The 25,756-nt window shown below is 69.3% G+C and carries 24 protein-coding genes, 2 tRNA genes and 1 pseudogene; 8 read left to right on the top strand and 19 right to left on the bottom strand.

Going from position 1 to position 25,756, the window contains the following annotated elements:
- Positions 1-27: 27 nt before the first annotated feature.
- From ACZ53N_RS22840 to ACZ53N_RS22815, 6 genes are all read right to left on the bottom strand, one after another.
- On the bottom strand, positions 28-735 hold the full coding sequence (locus ACZ53N_RS22840; RefSeq protein ID WP_469142691.1) for a class E sortase: 708 nt from the start codon (positions 733-735) through the stop codon (positions 28-30).
- A gap of 29 nt (positions 736-764) precedes the next feature.
- Complete coding sequence (locus ACZ53N_RS22835) at positions 765-1,742, bottom strand: class E sortase (RefSeq protein ID WP_469142662.1); 978 nt, start codon at positions 1,740-1,742, stop codon at positions 765-767.
- On the bottom strand, positions 1,739-2,377 hold the full coding sequence (locus ACZ53N_RS22830) for an aminodeoxychorismate/anthranilate synthase component II (RefSeq protein ID WP_356451177.1): 639 nt from the start codon (positions 2,375-2,377) through the stop codon (positions 1,739-1,741). The genes ACZ53N_RS22835 and ACZ53N_RS22830 overlap by 4 nt, the downstream gene beginning before the upstream one ends.
- Positions 2,374-2,550 (bottom strand): hypothetical protein, encoded by a 177-nt coding sequence (locus tag ACZ53N_RS22825; protein ID WP_165451561.1) that lies wholly within the window; start codon positions 2,548-2,550, stop codon positions 2,374-2,376. Before ACZ53N_RS22825 ends, ACZ53N_RS22830 begins: the two co-directional genes overlap by 4 nt.
- Before the next feature lie 69 nt (positions 2,551-2,619).
- Positions 2,620-3,315, bottom strand: a complete 696-nt coding sequence (locus ACZ53N_RS22820) for a class E sortase (protein WP_469142661.1) — start codon at positions 3,313-3,315, stop codon at positions 2,620-2,622.
- Positions 3,316-3,334: 19 nt separating this feature from the next.
- Positions 3,335-4,099: a DUF881 domain-containing protein gene (locus tag ACZ53N_RS22815; RefSeq protein WP_469142660.1), complete on the bottom strand. Its 765-nt coding sequence runs from the start codon at positions 4,097-4,099 to the stop codon at positions 3,335-3,337.
- 142 nt (positions 4,100-4,241) lie between these two features.
- Here ACZ53N_RS22815 and crgA point away from each other — a divergent pair, with 142 nt between their 5' ends.
- Positions 4,242-4,499 carry a cell division protein CrgA gene (gene crgA / locus ACZ53N_RS22810; RefSeq protein WP_469142659.1) on the top strand — a complete coding sequence of 86 codons (258 nt, stop codon included), beginning with the start codon at positions 4,242-4,244 and terminating at the stop codon, positions 4,497-4,499.
- 382 nt (positions 4,500-4,881) lie between these two features.
- Here the strand turns inward: crgA and ACZ53N_RS22805 are convergent, their stop codons facing one another.
- Both ACZ53N_RS22805 and ACZ53N_RS22800 read right to left on the bottom strand, forming a co-directional pair.
- A complete protein-coding gene (locus tag ACZ53N_RS22805) occupies positions 4,882-5,745 on the bottom strand; it encodes a rhomboid family intramembrane serine protease (RefSeq protein WP_469142658.1) in 864 nt (287 codons plus the stop codon).
- Between the two features lie 145 nt (positions 5,746-5,890).
- Positions 5,891-6,418 carry a peptidylprolyl isomerase gene (locus tag ACZ53N_RS22800; protein ID WP_469142657.1) on the bottom strand — a complete coding sequence of 176 codons (528 nt, stop codon included), beginning with the start codon at positions 6,416-6,418 and terminating at the stop codon, positions 5,891-5,893.
- A 227-nt stretch (positions 6,419-6,645) separates the two neighbouring features.
- Here ACZ53N_RS22800 and ACZ53N_RS22795 point away from each other — a divergent pair, with 227 nt between their 5' ends.
- Positions 6,646-7,305, top strand: coding sequence for a DUF5324 family protein (locus ACZ53N_RS22795; protein WP_469142656.1), 660 nt, complete (start codon positions 6,646-6,648; stop codon positions 7,303-7,305).
- A gap of 90 nt (positions 7,306-7,395) precedes the next feature.
- Here ACZ53N_RS22795 and ACZ53N_RS22790 read toward each other — a convergent pair.
- Positions 7,396-7,468, bottom strand: a tRNA-Ala gene (locus ACZ53N_RS22790).
- A 119-nt stretch (positions 7,469-7,587) separates the two neighbouring features.
- Between ACZ53N_RS22790 and ACZ53N_RS22785 the strand changes: the two genes are divergently transcribed.
- Together ACZ53N_RS22785 and ACZ53N_RS22780 are read left to right on the top strand one after the other, a co-directional pair.
- Positions 7,588-8,133, top strand: a complete 546-nt coding sequence (locus ACZ53N_RS22785) for a helix-turn-helix domain-containing protein (protein WP_130878594.1) — start codon at positions 7,588-7,590, stop codon at positions 8,131-8,133.
- Between the two features lie 51 nt (positions 8,134-8,184).
- Entirely contained in the window at positions 8,185-9,426 is a 1,242-nt protein-coding gene (locus ACZ53N_RS22780; protein ID WP_469142655.1) for a serine/threonine-protein kinase, read from the top strand.
- Positions 9,427-9,637: 211 nt separating this feature from the next.
- Here the strand turns inward: ACZ53N_RS22780 and ACZ53N_RS22775 are convergent, their stop codons facing one another.
- The 10 genes from ACZ53N_RS22775 to dnaA form a co-directional block, all read right to left on the bottom strand.
- Complete coding sequence (locus ACZ53N_RS22775) at positions 9,638-9,772, bottom strand: DLW-39 family protein (protein WP_003958712.1); 135 nt, start codon at positions 9,770-9,772, stop codon at positions 9,638-9,640.
- A gap of 214 nt (positions 9,773-9,986) precedes the next feature.
- A tRNA-Ile gene (locus ACZ53N_RS22770) sits at positions 9,987-10,060 on the bottom strand.
- Positions 10,061-10,131: 71 nt separating this feature from the next.
- Positions 10,132-10,809, bottom strand: coding sequence for a DUF3566 domain-containing protein (locus ACZ53N_RS22765; protein ID WP_469142690.1), 678 nt, complete (start codon positions 10,807-10,809; stop codon positions 10,132-10,134).
- A gap of 330 nt (positions 10,810-11,139) precedes the next feature.
- Entirely contained in the window at positions 11,140-13,785 is a 2,646-nt protein-coding gene (gene gyrA, locus ACZ53N_RS22760) for a DNA gyrase subunit A (RefSeq protein WP_469142654.1), read from the bottom strand.
- A gap of 51 nt (positions 13,786-13,836) precedes the next feature.
- Positions 13,837-15,885: a DNA topoisomerase (ATP-hydrolyzing) subunit B gene (gyrB, locus tag ACZ53N_RS22755; protein WP_469142653.1), complete on the bottom strand. Its 2,049-nt coding sequence runs from the start codon at positions 15,883-15,885 to the stop codon at positions 13,837-13,839.
- Between the two features lie 457 nt (positions 15,886-16,342).
- On the bottom strand, positions 16,343-16,903 hold the full coding sequence (locus ACZ53N_RS22750; protein ID WP_469142652.1) for a DciA family protein: 561 nt from the start codon (positions 16,901-16,903) through the stop codon (positions 16,343-16,345).
- A complete protein-coding gene (gene recF, locus ACZ53N_RS22745) occupies positions 16,900-18,024 on the bottom strand; it encodes a DNA replication/repair protein RecF (RefSeq protein ID WP_469142651.1) in 1,125 nt (374 codons plus the stop codon). Before recF ends, ACZ53N_RS22750 begins: the two co-directional genes overlap by 4 nt.
- Before the next feature lie 30 nt (positions 18,025-18,054).
- Complete coding sequence (gene gnd, locus ACZ53N_RS22740) at positions 18,055-18,933, bottom strand: phosphogluconate dehydrogenase (NAD(+)-dependent, decarboxylating) (protein WP_184735067.1); 879 nt, start codon at positions 18,931-18,933, stop codon at positions 18,055-18,057.
- 269 nt (positions 18,934-19,202) lie between these two features.
- The gene (dnaN, locus tag ACZ53N_RS22735; RefSeq protein ID WP_469142650.1) at positions 19,203-20,333 is read right to left on the bottom strand and encodes a DNA polymerase III subunit beta; all 1,131 of its coding nucleotides are present in this window, start codon (positions 20,331-20,333) and stop codon (positions 19,203-19,205) included.
- Positions 20,334-21,384: 1,051 nt separating this feature from the next.
- Positions 21,385-23,304, bottom strand: a complete 1,920-nt coding sequence (gene dnaA / locus ACZ53N_RS22730) for a chromosomal replication initiator protein DnaA (RefSeq protein WP_469142649.1) — start codon at positions 23,302-23,304, stop codon at positions 21,385-21,387.
- A 447-nt stretch (positions 23,305-23,751) separates the two neighbouring features.
- Here dnaA and rpmH point away from each other — a divergent pair, with 447 nt between their 5' ends.
- The 4 genes and pseudogenes from rpmH (at position 23,752) to yidC (ending at position 25,755) form a co-directional block, all read left to right on the top strand.
- A complete protein-coding gene (rpmH, locus tag ACZ53N_RS22725) occupies positions 23,752-23,889 on the top strand; it encodes a 50S ribosomal protein L34 (RefSeq protein ID WP_030059672.1) in 138 nt (45 codons plus the stop codon).
- A gap of 25 nt (positions 23,890-23,914) precedes the next feature.
- A pseudogene (gene rnpA, locus ACZ53N_RS22720) lies at positions 23,915-24,283 on the top strand (ribonuclease P protein component); the annotation flags it as partial.
- 59 nt (positions 24,284-24,342) lie between these two features.
- Positions 24,343-24,660, top strand: coding sequence for a membrane protein insertion efficiency factor YidD (yidD, locus tag ACZ53N_RS22715; RefSeq protein ID WP_469142648.1), 318 nt, complete (start codon positions 24,343-24,345; stop codon positions 24,658-24,660).
- A gap of 3 nt (positions 24,661-24,663) precedes the next feature.
- Entirely contained in the window at positions 24,664-25,755 is a 1,092-nt protein-coding gene (yidC, locus tag ACZ53N_RS22710) for a membrane protein insertase YidC (RefSeq protein WP_469142689.1), read from the top strand.
- Position 25,756 lies beyond the last annotated feature (1 nt).

Raw genomic sequence — 25,756 nt, 5'->3', positions numbered from 1 at the left:
GCCGGGCCTCTCGCTGTCGGTGGGGCGCTAGCGCAATTCCTTGGGGCGGGTGCGCTCGCTGTCGACCTTCTCGGTCCGCTCCAGCTCCGCCCAGACGATGTAGCGGTAGTCGGAGGTGTAGACGGGCGTGCAGGTCGTCAGGGTGAGGAAGCGGCCGGGCTTCTTCGCGCCGGACTCCTTCGGCAGCGGGTCCAGGACCTCGACGTTGTACTTCGAGGTCTCCTTCAGCTCGGAGTAGACCTTGTAGACGTACCAGGTGTCGCGGGTCTCGAAGACGACCGCGTCGCCGACCTCGACCTTGTGGATGTTGTGGAACTTCGCGCCGTGGCCGTCCCGGTGGGCGGCCAGCGTGAAGTTGCCCTTCGCGTCCCACGGCATCGCGGACTTCACCGGCGCGCGGTAGAAACCGGCCACGCCCTCGTTGAGGACGGAGCTGCCGGTGCCGCTCTTGACGAGCACCTCGCCGTTGTTCATCGACGGCACGTGCAGAAAGCCGATGCCGTCCTTGGTGTCCAGGGCGCCGGGGCCCTTGGCCCAGTTCTCGCGCACATGGTTGCCCTGCTTCTTCGCCTCGCGGTCGGCCAGCACGTTCGTCCACCACAGGGAGTAGACGACGAACAGGGCCATCAGCACGCCCACCGTGATCAGCAGTTCACCGAAGAGGCTGACGGCGGCGGCGATCCTCCCCCGTGGGCGGGCCGGGCGCCCGGGCCCGTCGTCGTCGATCCGTGCCACCGCGTCGTACCCCGTTTCGCTCTGCTGTCTCACTCGACGAGGGCGTCCGGCCTTCCCTTGCTCCGGGGCCGCTCGTCGACCATCTTGCCCCAGACGATCATTCGATACGTACTGGTGAATTCCGGAGTGCAGGTGGTGAGAGTGAGGTAGCGGCCCGGCCCCGTGAAGCCCGATCCCACCGGCACGGGGGCGATGACATCGACGTTCGCCGGCGACGTCTGCTCCAGGCGGCTCGTCATCTCATACGTGTAGAAGGTGCTGCTGGTCTCCACGACGATCTTGTCGCCGGGACGCAGCCGGTTGACGTAGCGGAACGGCTCGCCGTGGGTGTTGCGGTGTCCGGCGAGCGAGAAGTTGCCCTTCGCGTCCCACGGCATCGCGGTCTTGAGCGGACCCGTGGCGTAGTGCCCGACCATGCCCCGGTCCAGCACCTTCTGTTTGCTGGTGCCCTCGGCGACAGGGGCCTTCACGTCCAGCTTCGGAATGTAGATGATCGCGAAGCCCTGGCCGGGTGAGAACGCCCCGGCGGCCCGGTCCTCGCCGCCGCTCTCCTCCCAGGCGTGCTGGAGGTTGTTCGCGGCTCCGCCCGCCTGGCGCTGGGCGATCACGTTCGTCCACCACAGCTGGTAGGCGACGAACAGCAGCATCAGCGCGCCCACGGTGATGAACAGCTCGCCCGTCAGCCGGCTCACGATCACCCCGGCGCTGTCCTTGCGCGCCCGCTGCGCCCGCTGGGCGGCTTTGCGCCGCTCCGCGCGCCCCCCGGTGGGCGGCCCCGCGGTCGGCTCCCGGACCCGGCGCAGGGTCAACGTCGCGTGGTCCTCGGGGGGCAGCGGCTGGGACACCGCCCGTGCGGGGCCCTCCGTGCCCGCTACGGGCCCCGTTGGGCCCATGGGGCTTGCTGGGTACCAGGAGGGCTCCTGATGCTGTTGTGGCGTCAGCCACGGGCTTTGCTCGGCGTCTTGTGGCGTCAGCCACGGGTCCCGCTCGGGGCGGAGCGAGGTCACGCCCCGGCCTTGCCCACCACCGGGGCGAGCCCCGCCGAGCGGTCCACCGCCCCCGCGTCACCACAGGCGACGAGCCAGTTGGCGAGCATCCGGTGCCCCCACTCGGTGAGCACCGACTCGGGGTGGAACTGCACCCCCTCGACCGGCAGCTCGCGGTGTCTGAGCCCCATCGCCACGCCGCTCTCGGTCCAAGCGGTGATCTCCAGCTCGTCCGGCCAGGTCTCCCGCTCGACCGCGAGGGAGTGATAGCGGGTGGCGGTGAACGGCGTCGGCAATCCCCGGAAGACGCCCGTTCCCTCGTGGGTCACCAGGGAGGTCTTGCCGTGCAGCAGCTCGGGGGCCCGGCCGACCACCCCGCCGTACGCGACCGCCATCGACTGCATCCCCAGGCACACGCCGAAGACCGGCACCCCGGTCTCCGCGCAGTGCCGCACCATGTCGATGCAGACGCCCGCCTGCTCCGGCGCGCCCGGGCCGGGGGACAGCAGCACCCCGTCGAAGCCGTCCTGCGCGTGGCGCAGCTCGACCTCGTCGTTGCGCAGCACCTCGCATTCGGCGCCCAGTTGATAGAGGTACTGGACGAGGTTGAAGACGAAGCTGTCGTAGTTGTCCACGACGAGGATGCGCGCGCTCATCGGTTCACCGCCATTCCGTTGTCGACCGTCACGTCGTTGAACGGCAGCAGCGGTTCCGCCCAGGGGAAGACGTACTGGAAGAGGACGTACACGATCGCCAGCACGAGCAGCAGCGAGATCAGCGCCCGCACCCATGCGTTGCCCGGCAGATGACGCCAGATCCAGACGTACATGCTGTCCCTACTTGCCGTTGACCGGTCGATTGCAGCACCAGACTAAAGGGCGGCACGGCCGGTGGGTGGTCAGCCGGACAAAGCCGTCGGCCTGCCGTCGGCCACGGACGAGGTGGCGTCCAAGTGCGCCCAGACGATCAGCCGGTGGCTGTGCCCCCACTCGGGTTCACAGGTGGTGAGGGTCAGATAGCGGCCCGGTCCGCGGTAGCCGGCCTTCGCCGGGACCGGGTCGATGACGCCGAGGTCGTCGGGCCGGGTGCGGTACGGGGGGCGGTCGACGCGATAGGTGAACCAGGTGGTCCCGTCGTTGAGCACCACCGCGTCGCCGGGCCGCAGCCGGGGGACGTCCTTGAAGGGGTCGCCGTGGGTGCGGCGGTGGCCGGCGACGGCGAAGTTGCCCGTCGCGCCCAGGCGCGCGGTGCCGGTGTAGTGCCCGAGGCCCCTCTTGAGCAGCTCGGGCCCGGTGCCCTCCAGGACGGGCTTGGCCCAGCCGGTACCGAAGCGCGGGACGTACATGACGGCGAAGGACGCGCCGGGCGGGTGGGCCTTCGCCGTCGGCCGCGACGCTCCGGCGGCGGACCGGCCCCCGGGCGCGGCGACCGGCCCCGTGGACCACGCGTCCTGGAGCCGGCCGATCTCGTCGTTCATGGCGCGGTCGGCTCGGACACCGGTCCAGTACAGGACGTAGACGACGAACAGGACGATCACCGTGCCGACGGTGACGCAGAGCTCGCTGAGCGTGCGGACGACCAGGCGTAACTTCACCGGCCGACCCCCTCCCGGGTCACCCCATGGGCTTCGCGTAGTGGAGATCCACTGTGCCCGAGTAGCCGGGAAGAGTCACCGCGTCGCGCTGGTCGACTTTCCAGCCGAGCCCGTAGGCGTTCACGTACTGGAGGTAGTTCTGGATCGTGGGGGAGGTGTCGAGCGCCTTGCGCAGCAGACCGCGGTCGCCGACGGCCGTCACCTTGTACGGCGGGGAGTAGACGCGGCCCTGGAGGATGAGGGTGTTGCCGACGCAGCGGACCGCGCTGGTGGAGATCAGCCGCTGGTCCATGACCTCGATGCCCTTGGCACCACCGCGCCACAGGGCGTTGACGACGGCCTGCAGGTCCTGCTGATGGATCACCAGGTCGTTGGGCTGGGGCTGGGGAATGCCGGGGATCCGGGCCGTGGCGTTGGGCGGCGCGTCGGTGAGCGTCACCGTCAGGCCCGTACCGCTGAGCTCGGTGGTGCCGGCGGACCGCTCCAGGGCATTGAGTTTCTTGTCCTGGGCGGCGGTGTTGCCGTTGTCGCGGCGGGCGAGGGCGTCGACCTTGGAACGCATGCCCGCGGCGCTGTCGTCGAGGTCGGCGTTCTTGCGGCTGCGTTCCTGGATGAGGTCCGAGAGCCGCAACATCGAGTCGTCGGTGCGGATGTCGGTGCCGCGGGCCGTATTGAAGCTCGTGAAGAAGAGAAGACCGGCGAGCGCGAAGACTCCGGCGGTCAGCAGCCGCACCGGCCGGAAACGCCGGGAAGGCGTGCTGGTGGAGTCCGCAGAATTACTCAACGTACCCTTATCCTCTCCGACGCCGCGGAAGCACTACGCTAACGGACGCCCGGGGGAACGAAGAGCTCCCGTCGCTCCCGCCCCGGCAGCCAGCCTTGTATCCCCAGCGCGGTTACGCAGCGCATCGACAGGAGAGTTCCTCGTGCCGAAGTCACGGATCCGCAAGAAGGACGACTTCACTCCACCGCCGGTGAAGACACAGAATCTGAAGCTGGGCACCAGCGGACGCGGCTGGGTGGCCCCTCTGATGCTGGCCATGTTCCTGATCGGACTGGCCTGGATCGTGCTCTTCTACGTGACGAGCGGCGATATGCCGGTGGAGTCGCTGCGCAACTGGAACATCGTGGTGGGCTTCGGTTTCATCGCGGCGGGGTTCGTGGTCTCCACGCAGTGGAAGTAGCGGGGCTCCGCGCGGAGGAAGCAGCGCGGCTCCGCCAGGGGGAAGCGGCGGCCGGAACGGCGCTCCGGGGAGCCCGGGGCGTGACCCTTCGGGACGCCCTCGCGCAAGCCCTCCCCTGAGCCTTCCAGCGAGTTATCCACACCCTCGTCCACAGTGGGGAAAAACTCAGAAGATCTGTGGATAACTTCCCTGGCGTTGACGCCGGTGTGACTGATCGCAAGCACTGCGTATCGGCGTCGCACCGGCGTCTTCCAGCGGAAACACGGCTCGGAGCAGCCGGGAACACGCGTTCCCCACATCGTGCACAAGATCCGGCGCTCGCTGTGGACAACCGTCGCTCATCTGTGAGGCCACGGCCCGCGCCAGTGGGGCGGGCCACCCCTCAGCCCGCGAGCTGGAGCGTCCGTACCGCCACCGCCGCGACGATCACCAGTAGCGCCGCTCCACAGGTCGCGTACTGCACCAGCGCCCGTTTGTCCCGGGGGGCGTGCACCAGGCCGAAGGCCACCGCCGTGCCCACCACCAGGCCGCCGACATGCGCCTCCCAGGAGATGTTCGACCAGGTGAACGTGAAGATCAGATTGAGCACCAGCAGCGCGACGACCGGGCGCATGTCGTAGTTCAGCCGCCGCAGCAGCACGGCCGTCGCGCCCAGCAGGCCGAAGATCGCACCGGAAGCGCCGAGCGAGGGCTGGTTCGGCGCGGCGACGAAATAGGCCAGCGCGCTGCCGCCCAGACCGGACAGCACATACAGCGCCAGATAGCGGACCCGGCCGAGCGCGGCCTCCAGCGGCGGACCGAGGAACCACAGCGAGAGCATGTTGAAGGCGATGTGCATCGGTTCCTGGTGCAGGAACGTCGCCGTCAGCAGGCGGTACCACTGCCCCTCGGCGACCCCTTCCAGCGGGGTGAAGGGCGTGAGCGCCGCCCGGCCGAAGAGCTCCAGGTCGTCGACGACCCGGTCCCCGACGGCCAACACCACAAGCCACAGGGCGACGTTCATCCCCAGCAGGATCTTGGTCACCAGGCGCGGATCCGCGACGTGGGTGCCGCCGGCGATCGTGCGCGGCGTCGTCGCCCCCGGGTGGTGGCCGGTGCCGGAACCGTCGGCCACGCACTCCGGGCACTGGAACCCCACCGAGGCGCTGACCATGCAATCCGGACAGATCGGCCGCTCACAGCGGGTGCAGCGGATACCGGTCGCCCGGTCCGGATGCCGGTAACAACCGACAACCTGGTCGTTCATGCTCTCCCCTTGCCCCGGTCGGCGGACCGGTATGCGAGACGCGGTCCCGCCCGTCATACGGACGGGCGGGACACGGGGTTCCCGTACGGGAGCGCACCGTCGTGACGGGCCCGGGCCCGTCCCGGCGGATCTTCGCGGGCCGGCCCTATCGGGTCTCGATCACGACCGACTCGATGACGACGTCGTTGACCGGGCGGTCGGTGCGCGGGTTGGTCTGGGCGGTGGCGATCGCGTCCACGACCTTCTTGCTGGCGTCGCCCACGACCTCGCCGAAGATGGTGTGCTTGCCGGTCAGCCACGTGGTGGGCGAGACGGTGATGAAGAACTGCGAGCCGTTGGTGCCCGGGCCCGCGTTGGCCATGGCCAGCAGGTACGGCTTGGTGAAGGCCAGGTCCGGGTGGAACTCGTCGGCGAACTTGTAGCCGGGGCCACCGGTGCCGTTGCCGAGCGGGTCGCCGCCCTGGATCATGAAGCCCTCGATGACCCGGTGGAAGACGGTGCCGTCGTACAGCTTGTCCGTGGTCTTCTGACCCGTCGCCGGGTTCACCCACTCACGCTCGCCCTGGGCGAGCTCGACGAAGTTCTTGACCGTCTTCGGGGCGTGGTTCGGCAGGAGCCTCACCTCGATGTCCCCGTTGTTGGTCTTCAGGGTGGCGTAGAGCTGCTCGGCCACGATCTACCTTCCATAGGCTTCGCTGACAGCCACCGATCCTCGCACGGACGGGATCGCGACGAGTAGCGACCAAACCGCCGCGCGCGGCGGTAAAAGGTGGCATTGTCGAACGAAGCTCCCCCATGACCCGAATGCCCGCCCTCACATGCCGGACCGCACACGTCCAGGCATGATTTTCCACTGGGTGGAAAGGCGAAAAACCGTACGCCACCGAGGAGGAGGTTCTCGTGACCCGCAAGGACAGCGTGCTCGCCGCGACCAGCACGGCGAAGGACAGCGTGCGGCACGCCGCGGAGGTGGTGGCGCCCTACGCCGGCACGGCCAAGGACGCGGCCGTGCACTTCGCGCACGAAGCTCGTGCCCAGCTCGCGCCGAAGATGGAGGCCGCCGCCCGGCAGGCCAGGATCAGCGCCGGTGAGCAGTACCACGCCCACCTCGCACCGCGGCTCGAACATGCCCGTGGCTCCCTCCCGCCGAAGGTGGACCAGGCCGCCGTTCGCGCCCGCGCCGCCGCCGAGCCGGTCCGGGAAGAGGCCGTCTCCCGGGGTGCGGCCACCCTCGCCGCGCTGCGCGGCCAGGTGACGGCGGCCGAGGTCGAGCGGCTCGTGAGGCGGCGCGACCGGCGCTGCCGGATGGGCCGGGCGGCCAAGCGACTCGCGGTGCTCGGGCTGCTCGCGGGCGGCGCGTTCGCCGTATGGAAGTGGTGGGACAAGCAGGCCAACCCCGACTGGCTGGTCGAGCCCCCGGCCCCCACCGAGGTCGCCGACCGTGCCCCGCTGAGCTCCGTCGACGGCAGCGGCGCGGTCCTGGACCCCGAGGTGCAGGCCAAGCAGGCCGAGGCCGAAGCGGGCAACGGCTCGTCCGAGGAGCGCGGCGACCAGGCCTGACCTGCCCGAACGGGCGGCTGAGCCCGCGCGGTCAACAAAAAGCCGCGAGGCGGAAGACTCTATGGTCTTCCGCCTCGCGGCTTGTGGTTGTGGAGCCTAGGAGAGTCGAACTCCTGACATCCGCCATGCAAAGACGGCGCTCTACCAACTGAGCTAAGGCCCCTTCGCCGATCAGGATACCCGGTACCGGCGCTCTTTCCCGACCGGGTATCGCCGGGGCCTACCGCTCTCCGTAGGATGCACCGCAAGATTCGCGGCAGCGAAGCGAAGGGGAGAGCGCAGATGGACGCAGCACAGCAGGAAGCCACCGCCCGTGCACGGGAGCTACAGCGCAGCTGGTACGGGGAGCCTTTGGGGGCGCTCTTCCGCCGTCTCATCGACGATCTCGGCCTGAACCAGGCCCGTCTCGCCTCCGTCCTCGGCCTGTCCGCGCCCATGCTCTCGCAGCTGATGAGCGGTCAGCGGGCGAAGATCGGCAACCCGGCGGTGGTCCAACGGGTACAGGCGCTCCAGGAGCTCTCCAGCCAGGTGGCGGACGGCAGCGTGAGCGCCGCCGAGGCCGCGGAACGCATGGAGGAGGTCAAGAAGACCTCCGGCGGATCGGTCCTCAACTCCACCCAGACGACGGCCAGCAGCGGTGCGCCGACCGTCCGCCGGGTGGTGCGCGAGATCCAGTCGCTGCTGCGGTCCGTGGCCGGCGCCGGGGACATCATCGACGCCGCCGGAACGCTCGCCCCTACCCACCCCGAACTCGCCGAGTTCCTCCGCGTCTACGGCGCGGGACGGACCGCCGAAGCCGTCGCACACTACGAGGCGCACCAGAGCTGACCGTGCCGGCGGTGGGACCGAGCGGGGCTGGGGCGGGGGCGAAGCGGCGCGATGGGTGAGGTCTTCGCCGGTCGGTACGAGCTGGTGGACCCGATCGGACGCGGCGGCGTGGGGGCCGTGTGGCGGGCGTGGGACCAGCGCCGACGGCGGTATGTGGCGGCGAAGGTGCTCCAGCAGAGCGACGCCCACACGCTGCTGAGATTCGTCCGGGAGCAGGCGCTGCGGATCGACCATCCCCATGTGCTGGCGCCGATGAGCTGGGCGGCGGACGACGACAAGGTGCTGTTCACCATGGACGTGGTGAGCGGTGGCTCGCTCGCCCATCTCATCGGTGACTACGGGCCGTTGCCGCCGCGGTTCGTCTGCGTACTGCTCGACCAATTGCTGTCCGGGCTCACGGCGGTGCACGCGGAGGGCGTGGTGCACCGGGACATCAAACCGGCCAATATCCTCCTGGAGGCCACCGGGACGGGACGTCCGCATTTGCGGCTCTCCGATTTCGGGATCGCCATGCGCAAGGGCGAGCCGCGACTGACGGACACCAACTATGTGATGGGCACGCCCGGTTACTTCGCCCCGGAGCAAATGCTGGGCGAGGAACCGGATTTCCCCGCCGACCTCTTCGCCGTCGGCCTGGTGACCCTGTATCTCATCACCGGCCGCAAACCCGATGCCGAGGCGCTCGTACGCCGCTTCACCGAGCACGGCACGCCGAACGCGCCCGAGGACGTGCCGGAGCCGCTCTGGCAGGTGGTCGCGAATCTGCTGCAACCCGATCCGTACGCGCGCTTCCGTACGGCCACGGGGGCCCGGAAGGCCCTCGCGGCCGCCGTGGAGCTGCTCCCCGAGCCCGCCCCGGACGAGGAGCCCATCGAGGTCTTCGACCAGCTCGGCCCGCTGCCGCCGGGCTTCGGCCCGAACGGGCCCTGCCCGGTGGAGGATCCGGCACCCGACGCGGACGGGGAAGCCCCTGCGGAGCCCGATCCGGAATCCGGTGCGAAGGCCGGCTCGGAGCCCGGTGCGACATCCCCGCCGCAGCCCCGTTCGGAGCCGCGGCCCGCGGTCCTGGCGCCCCCTCAGCCCGCCTATCCCCCCACCAGGCCCTACACCGCCCCGCAGCCGATCCCACGGCCCGTTCCCCAGCCTTCCGGCACCCGGGTCGCCTGGGCCGCCCCCGCGCCCCCGCCGGGGCGGCCCAGGCGAGCGGGACCGCCCCCGAAGGTGGCGGTCCCGGTGGTGGTCTTCGCGCTGCTCTGTCTGGCGGTCGGCATCTGGGCGCTCGCCGTCAGCTGATTCACTTTCGCAATCATTTTATTTGCGCTAGCGAATACCTGGCACGACGCGGGAAGGCCGCGCGGACGCGCGTCGCGGGAAAGGTCGCGGGAAGACGTTCGCGTGCCACGCGAACGTCACGCGGACACGGACGCGCGTCACGGGGCAGGCGGTGAAAGACAACGGGGCCCGGCCGCTGATGCGGCCGGGCCCCGTTGAGGACTCGTTTGTCTCACACACCCGAACCTGCGGGCACGGAGTCGGTCGCCTCCGTCCACAGATCCTGCTCGGCGCGATCCGCCTGGATCTGGCGGTACACGAGGAGTCCGCCGATGGCGGCCAGTGCGACCAGGAGCAGCTTCTTCACCGCGCGACCTCGTCTTTCCTTGACGTAAGGGGACCTCTGGGGGCCGATGATACACACCGGCCGATACCGATCGGTTACCTGTGCCGGAGCCTTGCCGGGTCCGTTGTGACCTGAAACACCATCCCCGGCACCACGGCCGGACGGCCCCAACTCCCCCTCGGGGAAAACAGATCGGCCCGGGCGGAGAATTCTCCGTCCGGGCCGATCGTGCCGGTGGGGCTAACAGGACTTGAACCTGTGGCCTCTTCCTTATCAGGGAAGCGCTCTAACCGTCTGAGCTATAGCCCCGCGCTGCACCGAAAGATTAGCGCACCTTGGGCCCAGTCCCAAAATCGGCCGGGCCCAGGTCCGGGTCGACGCTATTCGTCGTCGGCGAGCGTCAGCTCCACGCCGCCGACGAAGCCGGCGGAGAGGTTGTAGATAAAGGCGCCCAGCGTCGCCAGAGCGGTCGCCAGCACCACGTTGATGACCGCGATCACGGAGGTGAAGAGCAGGACGCGCGGCAGCGACAGGAAGGACTGGAGGTCGAAGCCGCCGCCCTCGCTGGAGTCCGTGGCGTCGCTGATCGTGCCGCCGACAGCCGAGAAGACGCCCATGGCGTCCATGACGCCCCACAGCACCCCGGCCGCGACGATCGTGCAGATGCCCAGCGCGATCGACAGCAGGAAGCTGACCTTCATCACCGACCACGGATCGGCCCTGGCCACCCGCAGCCGTGCCTTGCGCGTACGCGGCGCCGGACGGGGCGCGGAGCGCTGCTGCGGCACCGAGGCGCCGGGCTGCGGCCCGGCGGGCCGCTCGGCCTTCACAGCGGCCTTGGCGGGGTTCTTGGCGGCCTTGGCGGCGCTCTTGGGGGCAGGCCCCCGGGAAGCGGAGCCCTGGGGAGCCGACGAGGCCCCTTCGGAGCCCGCGGAGGCGCCCGGGGCAGAAGCGGAAGCAGAAGCGGAACGCTCCGCCGGAGGCTCGTAGGCCTTCGGCGGGTGGTAGGGCTTCGGCTCCTTGGTGTCCGTCACAGGGCCCCCCTCGGCCTCGGCGATGGTGCCGCCCTTGGCAGCAGGTGTCTCCCCGCCCTTGGCGGCCGTTTCGACACTCTTGGGGGCGGCGTCGGCACCCTTGGCCGCGGCATCAGCGGACTTGGCCGCAGCGTCGGCGCTCTTGGCCGCCGTGCTCGCGTCCTTCGCCGCCGTGCTCGCGTCCTCGGGGGCGGTGTCCGCACCCTTGGCAGGGGCGGCCCCGCCCTTGGCCCCGGAAGTTTCCGCGGAAACGCCGGAGCCACGGGCGCCGGCTTTATCGGTTGCGGGTCCGGCGGGACTGCGCCGCTTGGCACCCGCACCGCCTGCCGCGGCGCCCGTGGCTCGACTCACGAATTACTCCTCGGTGTCCTCGGCCGGGGGCTCCGTGCCCTCGGCCACCTCGGGCCCGTCGCCTGCGGCTGCGTCGGCCAACTCTTCGACCTCTTCAGCCTCGCGACCGGCCTCGGCGTTCCTGGCGATACCCACGACGGCATCGCGCTTGCCCAAGTTGATCAGCTGGACGCCCATGGTGTCACGGCCCGTTTCCCTGACCTCGTTGACCCGGGTGCGGATGACACCGCCCCCGAGCGTGATGGCCAGGATCTCGTCGGTCTCCTCGACCACCAGGGCACCGACCAGCGAGCCACGATCCTCCACGATCTTGGCGGCCTTGATACCGAGGCCACCTCGACCCTGAACGCGGTACTCGTCGACGTTCGTCCGCTTCGCGTATCCACCGTCGGTGGCGGTGAAGACGAAAGTACCGGCTCGGACGACGTTCATCGAGAGCAGCTCGTCACCCTCGCGGAAGCTCATGCCCTTGACGCCGGAGGTGGCACGGCCCATCGGGCGGAGCGCCTCGTCCGTGGCGGTGAACCGGATCGACTGGGCCTTCTTGCTGACCAGCAGCAGATCGTCCTCGGCCGAGACCAGCTCCGCGCCGATCAGCTCGTCCTCGGCACCGCTGTCCGTCTCGCGGAGGTTGATCGCGATGACACCGCCGGAGCGGGGCGAGTCATAGTCCTTGAGCGGGGTCTTCTTCACCAGACCGGACTTGGTGGCCAGCACCAGGTACGGCGCGACGTCGTAGTCGCGGACGGCGAGGATCTGGGCGATCTTCTCGTCCGGCTGGAAGGCCAGCAGGTTCGCCACGTGCTGACCGCGCGCGTCCCGGCCGGCGTCCGGCAGCTCGTACGCCTTGGCGCGGTAGACCCGGCCCTTGTTGGTGAAGAAGAGCAACCAGTGGTGCGTGGTGGAGACGAAGAAGTGGTCGACGATGTCGTCCTGCTTCAGCTTCGTGCCCCGGACGCCCTTGCCGCCGCGCTTCTGCGAGCGGTAGTCCTCGGTCTTGGTGCGCTTGACGTAGCCACCGTTGGTGATGGTGACGACGATGTCCTCCTCGGCGATCAGGTCCTCGATGGACATGTCGCCGTCGAAGGGGATCAGCTTGGAGCGCCGGTCGTCGCCGAACTTCTCGACGATCGCGTTGAGTTCCTCGCTGATGATCATCCGCTGCCGCTCGGGCGAGGCGAGGATCGCGTTGTACTCGTTGATCTTCGCCTGGAGCTCGTCGTGCTCGGCGGTGATCTTCTGGTGCTCCAGGGCCGCCAGCCGGCGCAGCTGCATCTCCAGGATCGCGTTCGCCTGGATCTCGTCGATCTCCAGCAGGCCCATCAGGCCCTCACGCGCGATCTCGACCGTGTTGCTGCGTCGGATCAGCGCGATGACCTCGTCGATCGCGTCGAGCGCCTTGAGCAGACCGCGCAGGATGTGGGCGCGCTCCTCGGCCTTGCGCAGCCGGAAGCGGGTGCGCCGGACGATGACCTCGACCTGGTGGGTGACCCAGTTGCGGATGAAGGCGTCGATCGAGAGGGTGCGCGGCACCCCGTCGACGAGCGCCAGCATGTTCGCGCCGAAGTTCGTCTGGAGGTCGGTGTGCTTGTAGAGGTTGTTGAGCACGACCTTGGCGACGGCGTCGCGCTTGAGCACGACGACCAGGCGCTGGCCCGTACGGGAGGAGGTCTCGTCGCGGACGTCGGCGATGCCGCCGACCTTGCCGTCCTTCACCAGGTCGGCGATCTTCTGCGCGAGGTTGTCCGGGTTGACCTGGTAGGGCAGCTCGGTGACGACCAGGCACTGGCGGCCCTGGATCTCCTCGACGGCGACGACCGCGCGCATGGTGATCGAGCCACGGCCGGTGCGGTAGGCCTCCTCGATGCCCTTGCGGCCGACCACGAGGGCGCCGGTCGGGAAGTCGGGGCCCTTGATCCGCTCGATGAGCGCCTCGAGCAGCTCCTCGGAGCTCGCCTCGGGGTTCGCCAGGAACCACTGGGCGCCCTCGGCCACCTCGCGCAGGTTGTGCGGCGGGATGTTGGTGGCCATGCCGACCGCGATGCCCGCCGAGCCGTTGATCAGCAGGTTCGGGAAGCGGGCCGGCAGGACCGTCGGCTCCTGGTTGCGGCCGTCGTAGTTGTCCTGGAAGTCGACGGTCTCCTCGTCGATGTCCCGGAGCATCTCCATCGACAGCGGCATCATCTTGCACTCGGTGTACCGCATGGCGGCGGCCGGGTCGTTGCCCGGAGAACCGAAGTTGCCGTTCGAGTCCACCAGCGGCATGCGCATCGACCAGTGCTGGGCGAGGCGCACGAGGGCGTCGTAGATCGAGGAGTCGCCGTGCGGGTGGTACGTACCCATGACGTCACCGACGACGCGGGCGCACTTGTAGAAGCCCTTCTCGGGCCGGTAGCCGCCGTCGTACATCGCGTAGAGCACCCGGCGGTGGACCGGCTTGAGGCCGTCCCGCACATCGGGGAGCGCACGCGAGACGATCACGCTCATCGCGTAGTCGAGGTACGAGCGCTGCATCTCCGTCTCGAGCCCGACGGGCTCGACGCGCATCCCCACGCCCTCCAGGGGAGCGGGCGCGCCCTCGGGCGTCACCTCCGGGATCACGGGGGCGGGGGCGGGGGAGGCAGGGGTCTCGGGAGTCTCGTCGGCCATTGCTGTTCAAAGTCCTTTCGCGCTGCGGCTGTTTCTCGTGGGCCGACAGGCTCAGATGTCGAGGAAGCGGACGTCCTTGGCGTTGCGCTGGATGAAGGAGCGCCGTGCCTCGACGTCCTCGCCCATGAGCACCGAGAACAGGTCGTCCGCCTGGGCCGCGTCGTCCAGGGTGACCTGGCCGAGCACGCGGTGGTCGACGTCCATCGTGGTGATGCGCAGCTCCTCGGCGTTCATCTCGCCGAGACCCTTGAAGCGCTGGACCGAGTCGTCCTTGATCCGCTTGCCGTTCTCCCGGCCGAGCTGGATGAGCGCGTCGCGCTCTCGGTCGGAGTAGGCGTACTCGAAGTCGTCCCGGCCCCACTTGATCTTGTACAGCGGGGGGCGCGAGAGATAGACGTGCCCGGCCTCGACCAGCGGCCGCATAAAGCGGAAGAGGAAGGTGAGCAGCAGGGTGTTGATGTGCTGACCGTCGACGTCGGCGTCCGCCATCAGGATGATCTTGTGATAGCGGAGCTTCGAGATGTCGAAGTCCTCGTGCACACCGGTGCCGAAGGCGGAGATCAGCGCCTGGACCTCGGTGTTCTGCAGGATCTTGTCGATCCGCGCCTTCTCGACGTTGAGGATCTTGCCGCGGATCGGGAGGATCGCCTGGTACTGCGGGTTGCGGCCGGACTTGGCCGAGCCGCCGGCGGAGTCACCCTCGACGATGAAGATCTCGCACTTGGTCGGGTCGTTGGACTGGCAGTCGCTGAGCTTGCCCGGCAGCGACGCCGACTCCAGCAGCCCCTTGCGGCGGGTCAGATCACGGGCCTTGCGGGCCGCCACACGGGCGGTCGCGGCCTGGATCGACTTGCGGATGATGTCCGCGGCCTCGTTGGGGTTGCGGTCGAGCCAGTCCGTGAGGTGCTCGTGGGCGACCTTCTGGACGAAGGTCTTCGCCTCGGTGTTGCCGAGCTTCGTCTTCGTCTGGCCCTCGAACTGCGGCTCGCCGAGCTTGATCGAGATGATCGCGGTCAGACCCTCGCGGATGTCCTCACCCGTGAGGTTGTCGTCCTTCTCGCGGAGCAGCTTCTTCTCGCGGGCGTACCGGTTGATCAGACCGGTCAGCGCGGCGCGGAAGCCCTCCTCGTGGGTGCCGCCCTCGTGGGTGTGGATCGTGTTCGCGAAGCTGTAGACGCCTTCGCTGTACTGGCTGTTCCACTGCATCGCGATCTCGAGGGAGAGCATGCGCTCCTTGTCCTCGGCCTCGATGTCGATGACGGTGGGGTGGATCAGCTCGCCCTTGCGCGAGTTGAGGTACTTCACGAAGTCGACGATGCCGCCCTCGTAGTGGTACTCCACCGTCAGCGGCTTGCCCTCTTCGTCGACGTGGTCGGCGCGGGTGTCCGTCAGCGAGATGCGCAGGCCCTTGTTGAGGAAGGCCATCTCCTGGAAGCGCCGCGAAAGCGTCTCGAAGGAGTACTCGGTGGTCTCGAAGATGTCGCCGTCGGCCCAGAAGGTGACCGACGTGCCGTGCTCGTCCGTCGCCTCGTGCTGGGCCAGCGGAGCCGTCGGGACGCCCAGCTTGTAGTCCTGCGTCCAGCGGTAGCCGTCGGTCTTGACCTCGACCGCGACGCGCGTCGACAGGGCGTTGACGACCGAGACGCCGACGCCGTGCAGACCACCGGAGACGGCGTAGCCGCCGCCGCCGAACTTGCCGCCCGCGTGCAGCACGGTCAGGACGACCTCGACGGCGGGCTTGCCCTCGGACGGAACGATGCCGACCGGGATGCCGCGGCCGTTGTCGACGACGCGCACGCCGCCGTCGGGGAGGATCGTCACGTCGATGGTGTCCGCGTGGCCGGCCAGCGCCTCGTCGACGGAGTTGTCCACTACCTCGTAGACGAGGTGGTGGAGACCGCGCTCACCGGTCGAGCCGATGTACATACCGGGCCGCTTGCGGACCGCGTCCAGGCCTTCCAGAACGGTGATCGCGCTGGCGTCGTACGACACCGTCTCACCGCCGGGGGCGCCCGCTGGGGCGCCCCCGTTCTGAGAAGGGGTGGTGTTCTCGTTGGGGTTGCCGGAATCGGCCACGAAGCGCCCTTTCTGGCACAGCACAGGCCTTCCCCGGTCTACGGCGGGGAGACCCCACCCTGGGCAGGCAGGAGAGGCTGCGTCGTTCTGCGTTGGTCGGCAATGTCCCGCGAGCCGGCGGGATTGCTACCAGTCTACCGGTAGCGCTGACATGAATGGGGGTTTGGCGGTGCCTGAGTCCGCACGTGCCGCCCTGAACCGGCATCAGCCGACTCCCTATATGGGCCCTGGGGCTCCAAGAGGCTCACAGCGGCACTCAGCGCTTCCGAGTGTCAACCACCCGCTACCGTGAGCGCAGTCTCAGGTCGGGGTGCGGCGGTTCGGCCGCAGGCGGGCGGCGACGGCATCCCCCGGGCACCGCTCGTCCCGCCCGATATCAGGGGCCTCAAGCGTCAACGCGGACGTCAATACGGCTCGCCGCCCCACCCGTCCGGGCGGCGGCGGCCTACGGCTGAATACAGCGGGTCCGGCAGCGGCTCCGTCAGCCGTACGTGTCGCCCGGCCCCGTGCTCCCGGGGGCGCGCAGCGGGCCGTACCGGCGAGCGGGGCCACCCGGCCCCAGCACCTTGATCATTTTGACCGTGCCCTGCCCCAGATCGGCGTTGAGCCGGGCCACCAGCGTCGGGGCCAGCAGCCGCAGCTGCGTCGCCCACGCCGTCGAGTCGCACTGCACGGTCAGCACCCGGGCGTCCTCGTCGTACTTCTGCGGCTCGCAGTGCAGCGCCACCTCCGGGCCGACCATCTGCGGCCACCGGCCCATCACCCCGCCCACCGCCGCGGGCGTCTCCCAGCCGCGCTCGGTGATCAGCCGGTTGATGGCGGCGCCCAGCGGCAGCGGGTCCCGGCCGTCGGCACGGGCGCCGGAGCGCAGGCCCCCGCGGCGCGCCTGCTTCTTCTGCTGGGCCGCGTTGCCCCGGGCCCGGGCCTGCTCCTTGGCGGCGCGGAGCGCCACCCGCGCCAGATCGACGCCGGAGTGCTCCGGGGTCTTCGGCTGTCCCGGTTCCCCCGCCGTCCCCGGCGCCTCGGGCCGCTGCTCGCTCATACCCGCTCGACCGAACCTTCCGAGACCGCGTACCGCGCGCCCACCAGGACACCCGGTACGTCGTCGTCCACCGCGGCCGTCACCAGCACCTGCTCGCCCTGGGCGACCAGCTCGGCCAGCCGCTCCCGGCGTCTGGCGTCCAGCTCCGCGAAGACGTCGTCCAATACCAGGATGGGCTCATTGCCCTCGGAGCGCAGCAGCTCGTAGGAGGCCAGCCGCAGCGCCAGCGCGTACGACCAGGACTCGCCATGGCTTGCGTACCCCTTGGCGGGCAGCTGCCCCAGGCGCAGCAGCAGATCGTCGCGGTGCGGGCCGACGAGCGTCACGCCGCGCTCGATCTCCTGCTTGCGGGACTCGGCGAGCGCGGCGAGCAGCACCTCGTACAGCTCCTCGCGGGTGTGCGCGCCCTCGCCGCCGGCCGGGCCGCGGTAGTCGAACGCCACCGGGCCGCCACCGGGCGCCAGCTGCTCGTACGCCTTGTCGGCGAGCGGGCGCAGGGTGGTGATCAGGTCGAGCCGCTGCGCCAGCAGTTCCCCGCCGACCCGGGCGAGGTGCTGGTCCCAGATGTCGAGCGTGGAGAGGTCCAGCCCGCGGCCGCCGTGCCGACGGGCCATGGCCGCGGACTTCAGCAGGGTGTTGCGCTGCTTGAGGACGCGCTCGTAGTCGGAGCGCACACCCGCCATGCGCGGCGAGCGGGCGGTGATCAGCTCGTCGAGGAAGCGGCGGCGCTCGCCGGGGTCGCCCTTGACCAGGGCGAGATCCTCGGGCGCGAACAGCACCGTGCGCACGATGCCGAGCACATCACGCGGTCTGACCTGCGAGGATCGATTGATTCGGGCCCGGTTGGCCTTGCCCGGGTTCAGCTCCAGCTCGATCAGCTGCTGCCGCTCGCCCTGGGTGACGGCGGCCCGGATGACGGCCCGCTCGGCCCCCATCCGCACCAGCGGCGCGTCGGAGGAGACCCGGTGGCTGCCGAGGGTCGCCAGATAGCCGACGGCCTCGACGAGATTCGTCTTGCCCTGGCCGTTGGGCCCCACGAAGGCGGTGACGCCCGGGTCGAGCGGGACCTCGACCCGGGCGTACGAGCGGAAGTCGGCCAGCGACAGATGCGATACGTGCATGGTTGCGAGCCGACCTCCCCCGGCTACCGCTTACTTCTTGTTCTCGACCGCGTGGCCGCCGAACTGGTTGCGCAGCGCGGCGATCATCTTCATCTGCGGGGAGTCGTCCTGGCGGGACGCGAAACGGGCGAAGAGCGACGCGGTGATCGCCGGCAGCGGCACCGCGTTGTCGATCGCGGCCTCCACCGTCCAGCGGCCCTCGCCGGAGTCCTGCGCGAAGCCGCGCAGCTGGTCCAGGTGCTCGTCGTCGTCCAGGGCGCGGACGGCCAGGTCGAGCAGCCAGGAGCGGATGACCGTGCCCTCCTGCCAGTTGCGGAAGACCTCGCGCACGTCGGTGACGGAGTCCACCGCCTCCAGCAGCTCCCAGCCCTCGGCGAAGGCCTGCATCATCGCGTACTCGATGCCGTTGTGGACCATCTTGGCGAAGTGGCCCGCGCCGACCTTGCCCGCGTGGACGGCGCCGAGGTCGCCCGCCGGCTTGAGCGCGTCGAAGATCGGCTGGGCCTTCGCCACGTCCTCGGCGTCGCCGCCGTACATCAGGGCGTAGCCGTTCTCCAGGCCCCAGACGCCGCCGGAGACACCGCAGTCCACGAAGCCGATGCCCTTGGCGCGGAGCTCCTCGGCGTGCTTCTCGTCGTCAGTCCAGCGGGAGTTGCCGCCGTCGACGACGACGTCGCCGGGCGACAGCAGCTCGCCGAGCTCATCGATGGTGGACTGGGTCGCGGCACCGGCCGGAACCATGACCCAGACGACGCGCGGACCCTTCAGCGAATCCACAAGCTCCTTGAGGCTGTGGACATCCGCGAGGTCCGCGTTGCGGTCGTATCCGATGACGGTGTGGCCTGCGCGGCGAATGCGCTCGCGCATGTTGCCGCCCATCTTGCCGAGACCGACGAGACCGAGCTCCATCATGATCCTCTATGCCGTAGTCGTTGCGTTTCGTACCTGACCTGAGCCCGAGCCTACGCCCGAGGGTCCGTGCACACCTGTGGGCTCAGCCGCTCACCGGATGAAACGGGCCGGTGGCGACGGCAGACCCGTCACCACCGGCCCGGACCGGGCCCGTCAAGGGGCTCAGCCGGAAAGCCGCACCGGCATACTGCGCCATCGCGAGGGACGACCCTCGCGCTCCCGGCCGAGGGGCACCCGGGCCGAGTCCGTCAACCGGCTCACCCGGCTCACCCGGAAAGCCGCACCGGCATGATCAGGTACTTGTACGCCTCGTCCGCCTCGGCGTCCAGCGCGGGCTTGCCGCTGAGGAGTGCCGGCTTGGTGGAGGTGGTGAAGGACAGCTGGGCGACCGGCGAGTCGATCGCGGAGAGGCCCTCGAGCAGGAAGCCCGGGTTGAAGGCGATCGAGATGTCGTCGCCCTCGAGCTGTGCGTCGACGCGCTCCACAGCCTGTGCGTCGTCGCTGGAACCGGCTTCCAGGATCAGCACGCCCTGCTCGAAGCTGAGCCGCACCGGGGTGTTCCGCTCGGCGACGAGGGCCACGCGCTTGACGGCCTCGACGAAGGGGGCCGTCTCGATCACCGCGACGGAGTTGAACTCGGTCGGGAAGAGCGTGCGGTACTTCGGCAGGTCACCCTCGAGCAGGCGCGTGGTCGTACGGCGACCGGCACCCTCGAAGCCGATGAGGCCCTCGCCCGCACCGGAGCCGGACAGGGCGATCGAGACCGTGTCGCCGCCGCTGAGGGACTTGGCGGTGTCGAGCAGCGTCTTGGCAGGCACCAGGGCGACGGCGGAGATGTCCGGGGTCTCGGGCTTCCACATGAACTCGCGGACCGCGAAGCGGTAGCGGTCGGTGGAGGCCAGCGTGACGGTGTCGCCCTCGATCTCGATCCGCACACCCGTGAGCACCGGCAGGGTGTCGTCACGGCCGGCCGCGATGGCGACCTGGGCGGCGGCGGAGGCGAAGACCTCACCCGGGACGGTGCCCGTGGCGGTCGGCATCTGCGGCAGCGCCGGGTATTCCTCCACAGGCAGTGTGTGGAGTGTGAATCGCGAGGAGCCGCAGACGACGGTGACCCGCACGCCGTCGGTGGAGATCTCCACAGGCCTGTTGGGAAGCGCGCGGCAGATGTCGGCGAGCAGCCGGCCGGAGACGAGGACGGTGCCGTCCTCCTCCACATCCGCCTCGACCGAGACGCGGGCCGAGACCTCGTAGTCGAAGCCGGAGAGGCTCAGCGAGCCCTGCTCCGCCTTCAGCAGCAAGCCCGCGAGGACGGGCACCGGCGGACGGGCCGGGAGGCTGCGGGCCGCCCAGGCCACTGCCTCCGCGAGTACATCGCGCTCCACCCGGATCTTCACCGGAACCGCCTCCTGCTTGTTGCTGGCTCGCCCTGCTGGCGTCGTTCGTCGGCTGAGTTGCCGGATCCCAGTCTGACGCACGCCACCGACAGTCGGTGCGGCTCGGGGTCAAGTCGAGCCGAGGGCCGTGCCACGGTCCGCGGCCGAGTTGTGCACAGGACCCACTTCGAAACCAGTTCCTCGCTAGATCTCTGTGGTCGTAGTAGTAGGGCCTGTGGAAACGGTGGAAAACTGCCTTTGCGCAGGTCAGCACGGATTTTTTGTCCACCGGGCCTGTGGGTGGAGGCGGTGGATAACCAGGGTGTTCTGTGGACCGCGGAAAGTTCTGCACACCCGGTGCACAGGCAGGGCCCACTTCTCCCCAGGGCCGTCCCCAGTTTTACCCAGGTTCCCCACAGCCCAACCCGGCACCTTGGTGTGACGCCTTTCACTCGGCGCGGTGACCTCGGGCGTTTCGTTGCCGAACAGTGGACAGGGGTGTGGAAACCCTGTGTACAACATTGATCTTCCTGTGGGCGGCCGGTGGACAACGGCCGGGGCCGCTGTGGGCGCTCTCGTCGTCCACAGGCTGTGGAAGCCCGTCGACCACAAATCCACACCCCTCTGACCTCCCCTGATGGCCTATCAACAGGGCTGCCTGTGGACATGATCTGGATAACTCATGAGTCCCCAGGGTGTGGACGCCGGGTCGGGGGCGAATCTGTGGAGAACCGGCGCCCGACAGTCCGTATTCGAACAGGTCGCGGGGCACGAGCCGCCTCCGGACGGCTTCCACAAGGCCTCCGAAGGGCTCCCGGCACGGCGAAACGGCGCTTCTGGACCCCCCTGACGGCGTCTTCGGCGGCGATTTCCGGGTGCGTCGGCGTTCGGCTGAGCGCGTCTGACAGAACTCCTCACCGCACTTCCCCACAGAACCTTCACCTTCGGGCACCGTCGGACCGACGCGCTCCCGGCCGCCCGGCGACCGCGCGCGACAGCGCGAAGGGCCCGTTGACGCCTCCGTAGATGCCTACGGGCGCGTCAGCGGGCCCTCGTGCGGCTGTGGTTGCGGTCAGCCGTTCTTGATGCGGTTGGTCAGTTCGGTGACCTGGTTGTAGATCGAGCGCCGCTCCGCCATGAGCGCGCGGATCTTGCGGTCCGCGTGCATCACGGTCGTGTGGTCACGGCCGCCGAACTGCGCGCCGATCTTCGGCAGCGACAGGTCCGTCAGCTCCCGGCAGAGGTACATCGCGATCTGCCGTGCCGTCACCAGCACCCGGCTGCGCGAGGCTCCGCACAGGTCCTCGACCGTGTGCCCGAAGTAATCGGCGGTCGCGGCCATGATGGCGGGGGCCGTGATCTCCGGCGAGGCGTCCTCGCCGCCCGGGATCAGGTCCTTGAGGACGATCTCGGTGAGCCCGAGGTCGACGGGCTGCCGATTGAGGCTCGCGAAGGCGGTGACGCGGATCAGCGCCCCCTCCAGCTCCCTGATGTTGCGCGAGATCCGGGAGGCGATGAACTCCAGCACCTCCGGCGGAGCGTTCAGCTGCTCCTGCACGGCCTTCTTACGGAGGATCGCGATCCGGGTCTCCAGCTCGGGGGGCTGGACGTCCGTGATCAGGCCCCACTCGAAGCGGTTGCGGAGCCGGTCCTCCAGGGTCACCAACTGCTTGGGCGGCCGGTCCGAGGACAGCACGATCTGCTTGTTGGCGTTGTGAAGGGTGTTGAACGTGTGGAAGAACTCCTCCTGGGTCGACTCCTTGCTCGCGAGGAACTGGATGTCGTCGACCAGCAGGATGTCCATGTCGCGGTAGCGCTTGCGGAACGCGTCCGCCTTGCCGTCGCGGATGGAGTTGATGAACTCGTTGGTGAACTCCTCGGAGCTCACGTAGCGCACCCGCGTGCCCGGGTAGAGGCTGCGCGCGTAGTGCCCGATGGCGTGCAGCAGATGCGTCTTGCCCAGCCCGGACTCCCCGTAGATGAACAGGGGGTTGTACGCCTTGGCCGGTGCCTCGGCCACGGCCACCGCGGCCGCGTGCGCGAAGCGGTTGGACGCGCCGATGACGAAGGTGTCGAAGAGGTACTTCGGGTTCAGCCGCGCGGTCGGCTCGCCGGGGCCCGACGCGGGCGCGGGCTGGGCGGAGAGCGGACCGGGCTTGGGCGGGCCGCCCTGGCCGCCGCTGCGGGAGTGGCTGTCGGGCAGCTCACGGCGCTGCTGCTCGTACGGGCGCTCGGGCGCGGCGGAGCGGTAGTCCGACTGCTGCTGCTCGTAGGGGGACGGGGAGTGCTGCTGGCCGTGCTGCGAGGCGTACGGGTCGCGCTCGGCCTCCTGGAAACCGCCGAGCCGCGGCTGCTGCCAGCCGTAGTCGCCGCGATCCTGCGCCGGCGGGCCGGGCGGGGCCGAGTGACGCGGCCAGGCGCCCGGGTCGGAGCGCTGCTGCTGGTAGTCCGGGTAGGCGGGCCGGACGGACGGCAGCTCGTCGGCGGGGGACTGACGGCCGTAGCTCTCCCGGCCGTCGTAGCCGCCGTGGTTGTCGTAGTTCTCGTAGGACTCGCGTCCGTCACGGTTGTCCCGGCCGTCACGGCTGTCACGTCCGTCGTACGCGTCGCGGACGCGGTCCGCGGAGTCGTCGTAGCGCGACTGCTGCCGGTCCTGCCGGTCCTGGTGCTGCTGGGGGCCCGGTGCCTGGGGGGCCGGCTCGCCGGCGGAGTCGTCGACGGTGATCGCGATCCGGATGGGGCGGCCGCACTCGCGGCTGAGGGTCTCGCTGACGATCGGGGCGAGCCGGCCTTCGAGAACGCCCTTGGCGAATTCATTGGGTACGGCGAGCAGCGCGGTGTCGGCCACCAGTGCGAGCGGCTGACACCGCTTGATCCAGTGCTCGTCCTTGCTCTCCACGCCGCCCTGGCCGCCCTGGCCCCGCCCCTCGCCGAGGAGCTGTTCGAGCACGCGCGGCCACACTGCGGCAAGATCGGCAGGCAGGTCAGCCACAGGGCACGCTCTCTCAGTCACTGGGGGCGCCCCTGGAGTCCCACGAATGTGTGGTTCTCGGGACGGGCGGGAAGGATTCGGAGTTCAGTCACGGTAGTCAGGGCGAGGCGCACGGTTCAAGTCGTTGTCCACAGGGTGTGTACAAATGTGCCATGCGGAGGGGCCTCGCGCGGCATGAGGCCTGCCTGGCGCCTTCCCGGCCTGCGGGAGGCTACGGTGTATCCCTGGTGCGCTGCCGGTTTGACCGGATGGCGTAACCGCGCGTACCGTGACCAGGTCGAGTTGTCGATGGCTGCTGCCGCCTGCCTCCGATGGGCAAGGGCCGCGTTCCTATCGGGATCGTGGTCATGAAGCGGTGCACTTGGGCGTATTGCGAGCTTCTCGTGGGCGCACGGTGACAGCCAGGCGGTGTCCCGCCATCACACGATTCATTTCTGGAGCCCCCGAGTGAGCAAGCGCACCTTCCAGCCGAACAACCGCCGCCGCGCGAAGACCCACGGTTTCCGCCTGCGCATGCGTACCCGTGCCGGCCGCGCGATCCTCGCGGCTCGCCGTGGCAAGGGTCGCGCAAGCCTGTCGGCCTGATCAGCCTGACGTCAAGGTCCATGACGTGCTGCCTTCCGAGTCTCGGCTGAGGCGGCGCGAGGACTTTGCGACCGCGGTTCGCCGAGGACGCAGGGCCGGGCGCCCGCTCCTCGTCGTCCACCTTCGTAGCGGTACAACGGACCCGCACCCGCCTGGGGAGAATGCTCCTCAGGCGCGTGCGGGTTTCGTCGTGAGCAAGGCCGTCGGCGGTGCCGTCGTCCGCAATCTGGTCAAGCGGCGTCTGCGCCACCTCATGCGTGACCGGCTGGATCTTTTGCCCGCCGGTAGCCTGGTGGTGGTGCGGGCTCTGCCAGGTGCGGGTGAAGCGGACCACAGCCAATTGGCCCGTGATCTCGACACTGCGCTGCAGCGGCTGCTGGGAGGGGCACCGCGAAGCAATCCCCCGGGGGGCGACCCCCGGAGCCCCGGATCAGAACCGGGAGGGAGCGCACAGTGAAGTATCCGCTGCTCTGGTTGATCAAGATTTACCAGTGGACCATCAGCCCGCTGCTGGGCCCGGTCTGCAAGTACTACCCATCGTGCTCGCACTACGGCTACACAGCCATCGACGTGCATGGCGCGATCAAAGGGACGGTGCTGACGGCCTGGCGCATCCTGCGCTGCAACCCGTGGTCGCTCGGTGGCGTCGACCACGTCCCTCCCCGGAAGCGTCCGGTCTGGCATCAGCGGCTGAGGGGCCGCCTGGGTGGGCATCCCGCTGTGGATCCCGCTGCACAGCCCGAGACTCAGCCCAACGCCCAAGGAGCCTGAATGTTGGACACGATCCTCGGTCCTCTTTATTACGTTGTTTCCTGGATCATCGTCCAGTTCCACTCGCTGTACAGCCTTGTCTTCGACAAGGACAGCGGCTGGGCGTGGGGTCTGTCCATCGTCTCGCTGGTGGTACTGATCCGTATCTGCCTGATCCCGCTCTTCGTGAAGCAGATCAAGGCGACGCGGAACATGCAGGCGCTCCAGCCGAAGATGAAGGCGATCCAGGAGCGCTACAAGAGCGACAAGCAGCGCCAGTCCGAAGAGATGATGAAGCTCTACAAGGAGACGGGCACCAACCCGCTCTCGAGCTGCCTCCCGATTCTGGCCCAGTCGCCCTTCTTCATCGCGCTGTACCAGGTGCTGAACCACATCGCGCAGGGCAAGGTCGTCGGTGTCATCGACGCGCCGCTGCTGGAGAGCGCCCGTAACGCGCACATCTTCGGTGCCCCGCTCTCCGTGAAGTTCATGGACAGCGCGAGCAAGGTCGAGGCCCTCGGCGCCTCCCTCACCGATGTCCGCGTGGTCACGGTCATCATGATCGTGCTGATGTCGGCCTCGCAGTTCTTCACCCAGCGCCAGCTGATGACGAAGAACGTCGACCTCACGGTCAAGACGCCGTTCATGCAGCAGCAGAAGATGCTGATGTACGTCTTCCCGATCATGTTCGCCGTCTTCGGCATCAACTTCCCCGTAGGTGTTCTCGTCTACTGGCTGACCACCAACGTGTGGACCCTGGGCCAGCAGATGTTCGTCATCCGCCGTAACCCCACCCCGGGCAGCATCGCCTTCACCCAGCGCCAGGAGCGGCTGCGGGCCAAGGGCAAGATCGTTGAGGCCCCGGAGGCGATCGAGGCGAAGAAGGCCGTCGAGGCCGCGCGTGCCAACCGTCAGCAGCCCAAGCGGCAGCCGAAGGCCAAGCGCCAGCTCGCGGGCCAGACCGGTACGCAGACGTCCACCGGAGCCGAGAAGACTTCGCTGGAGAAGAAGCAGCCCGAGGGCACCAAGCCCAAGCCGGCCGGCGGCTCGCGCAGCGCCAAGTCCGGGCAGCGCAAGGGCGGGCCGCAGCGGCCCAAGCACCCGACCAAGAAGTGAT

The sequence above is a fragment of the Streptomyces sp. NPDC033229 genome, from assembly GCF_055576875.1.
This window is presented reverse-complemented; position numbering and strand designations above follow the sequence as displayed.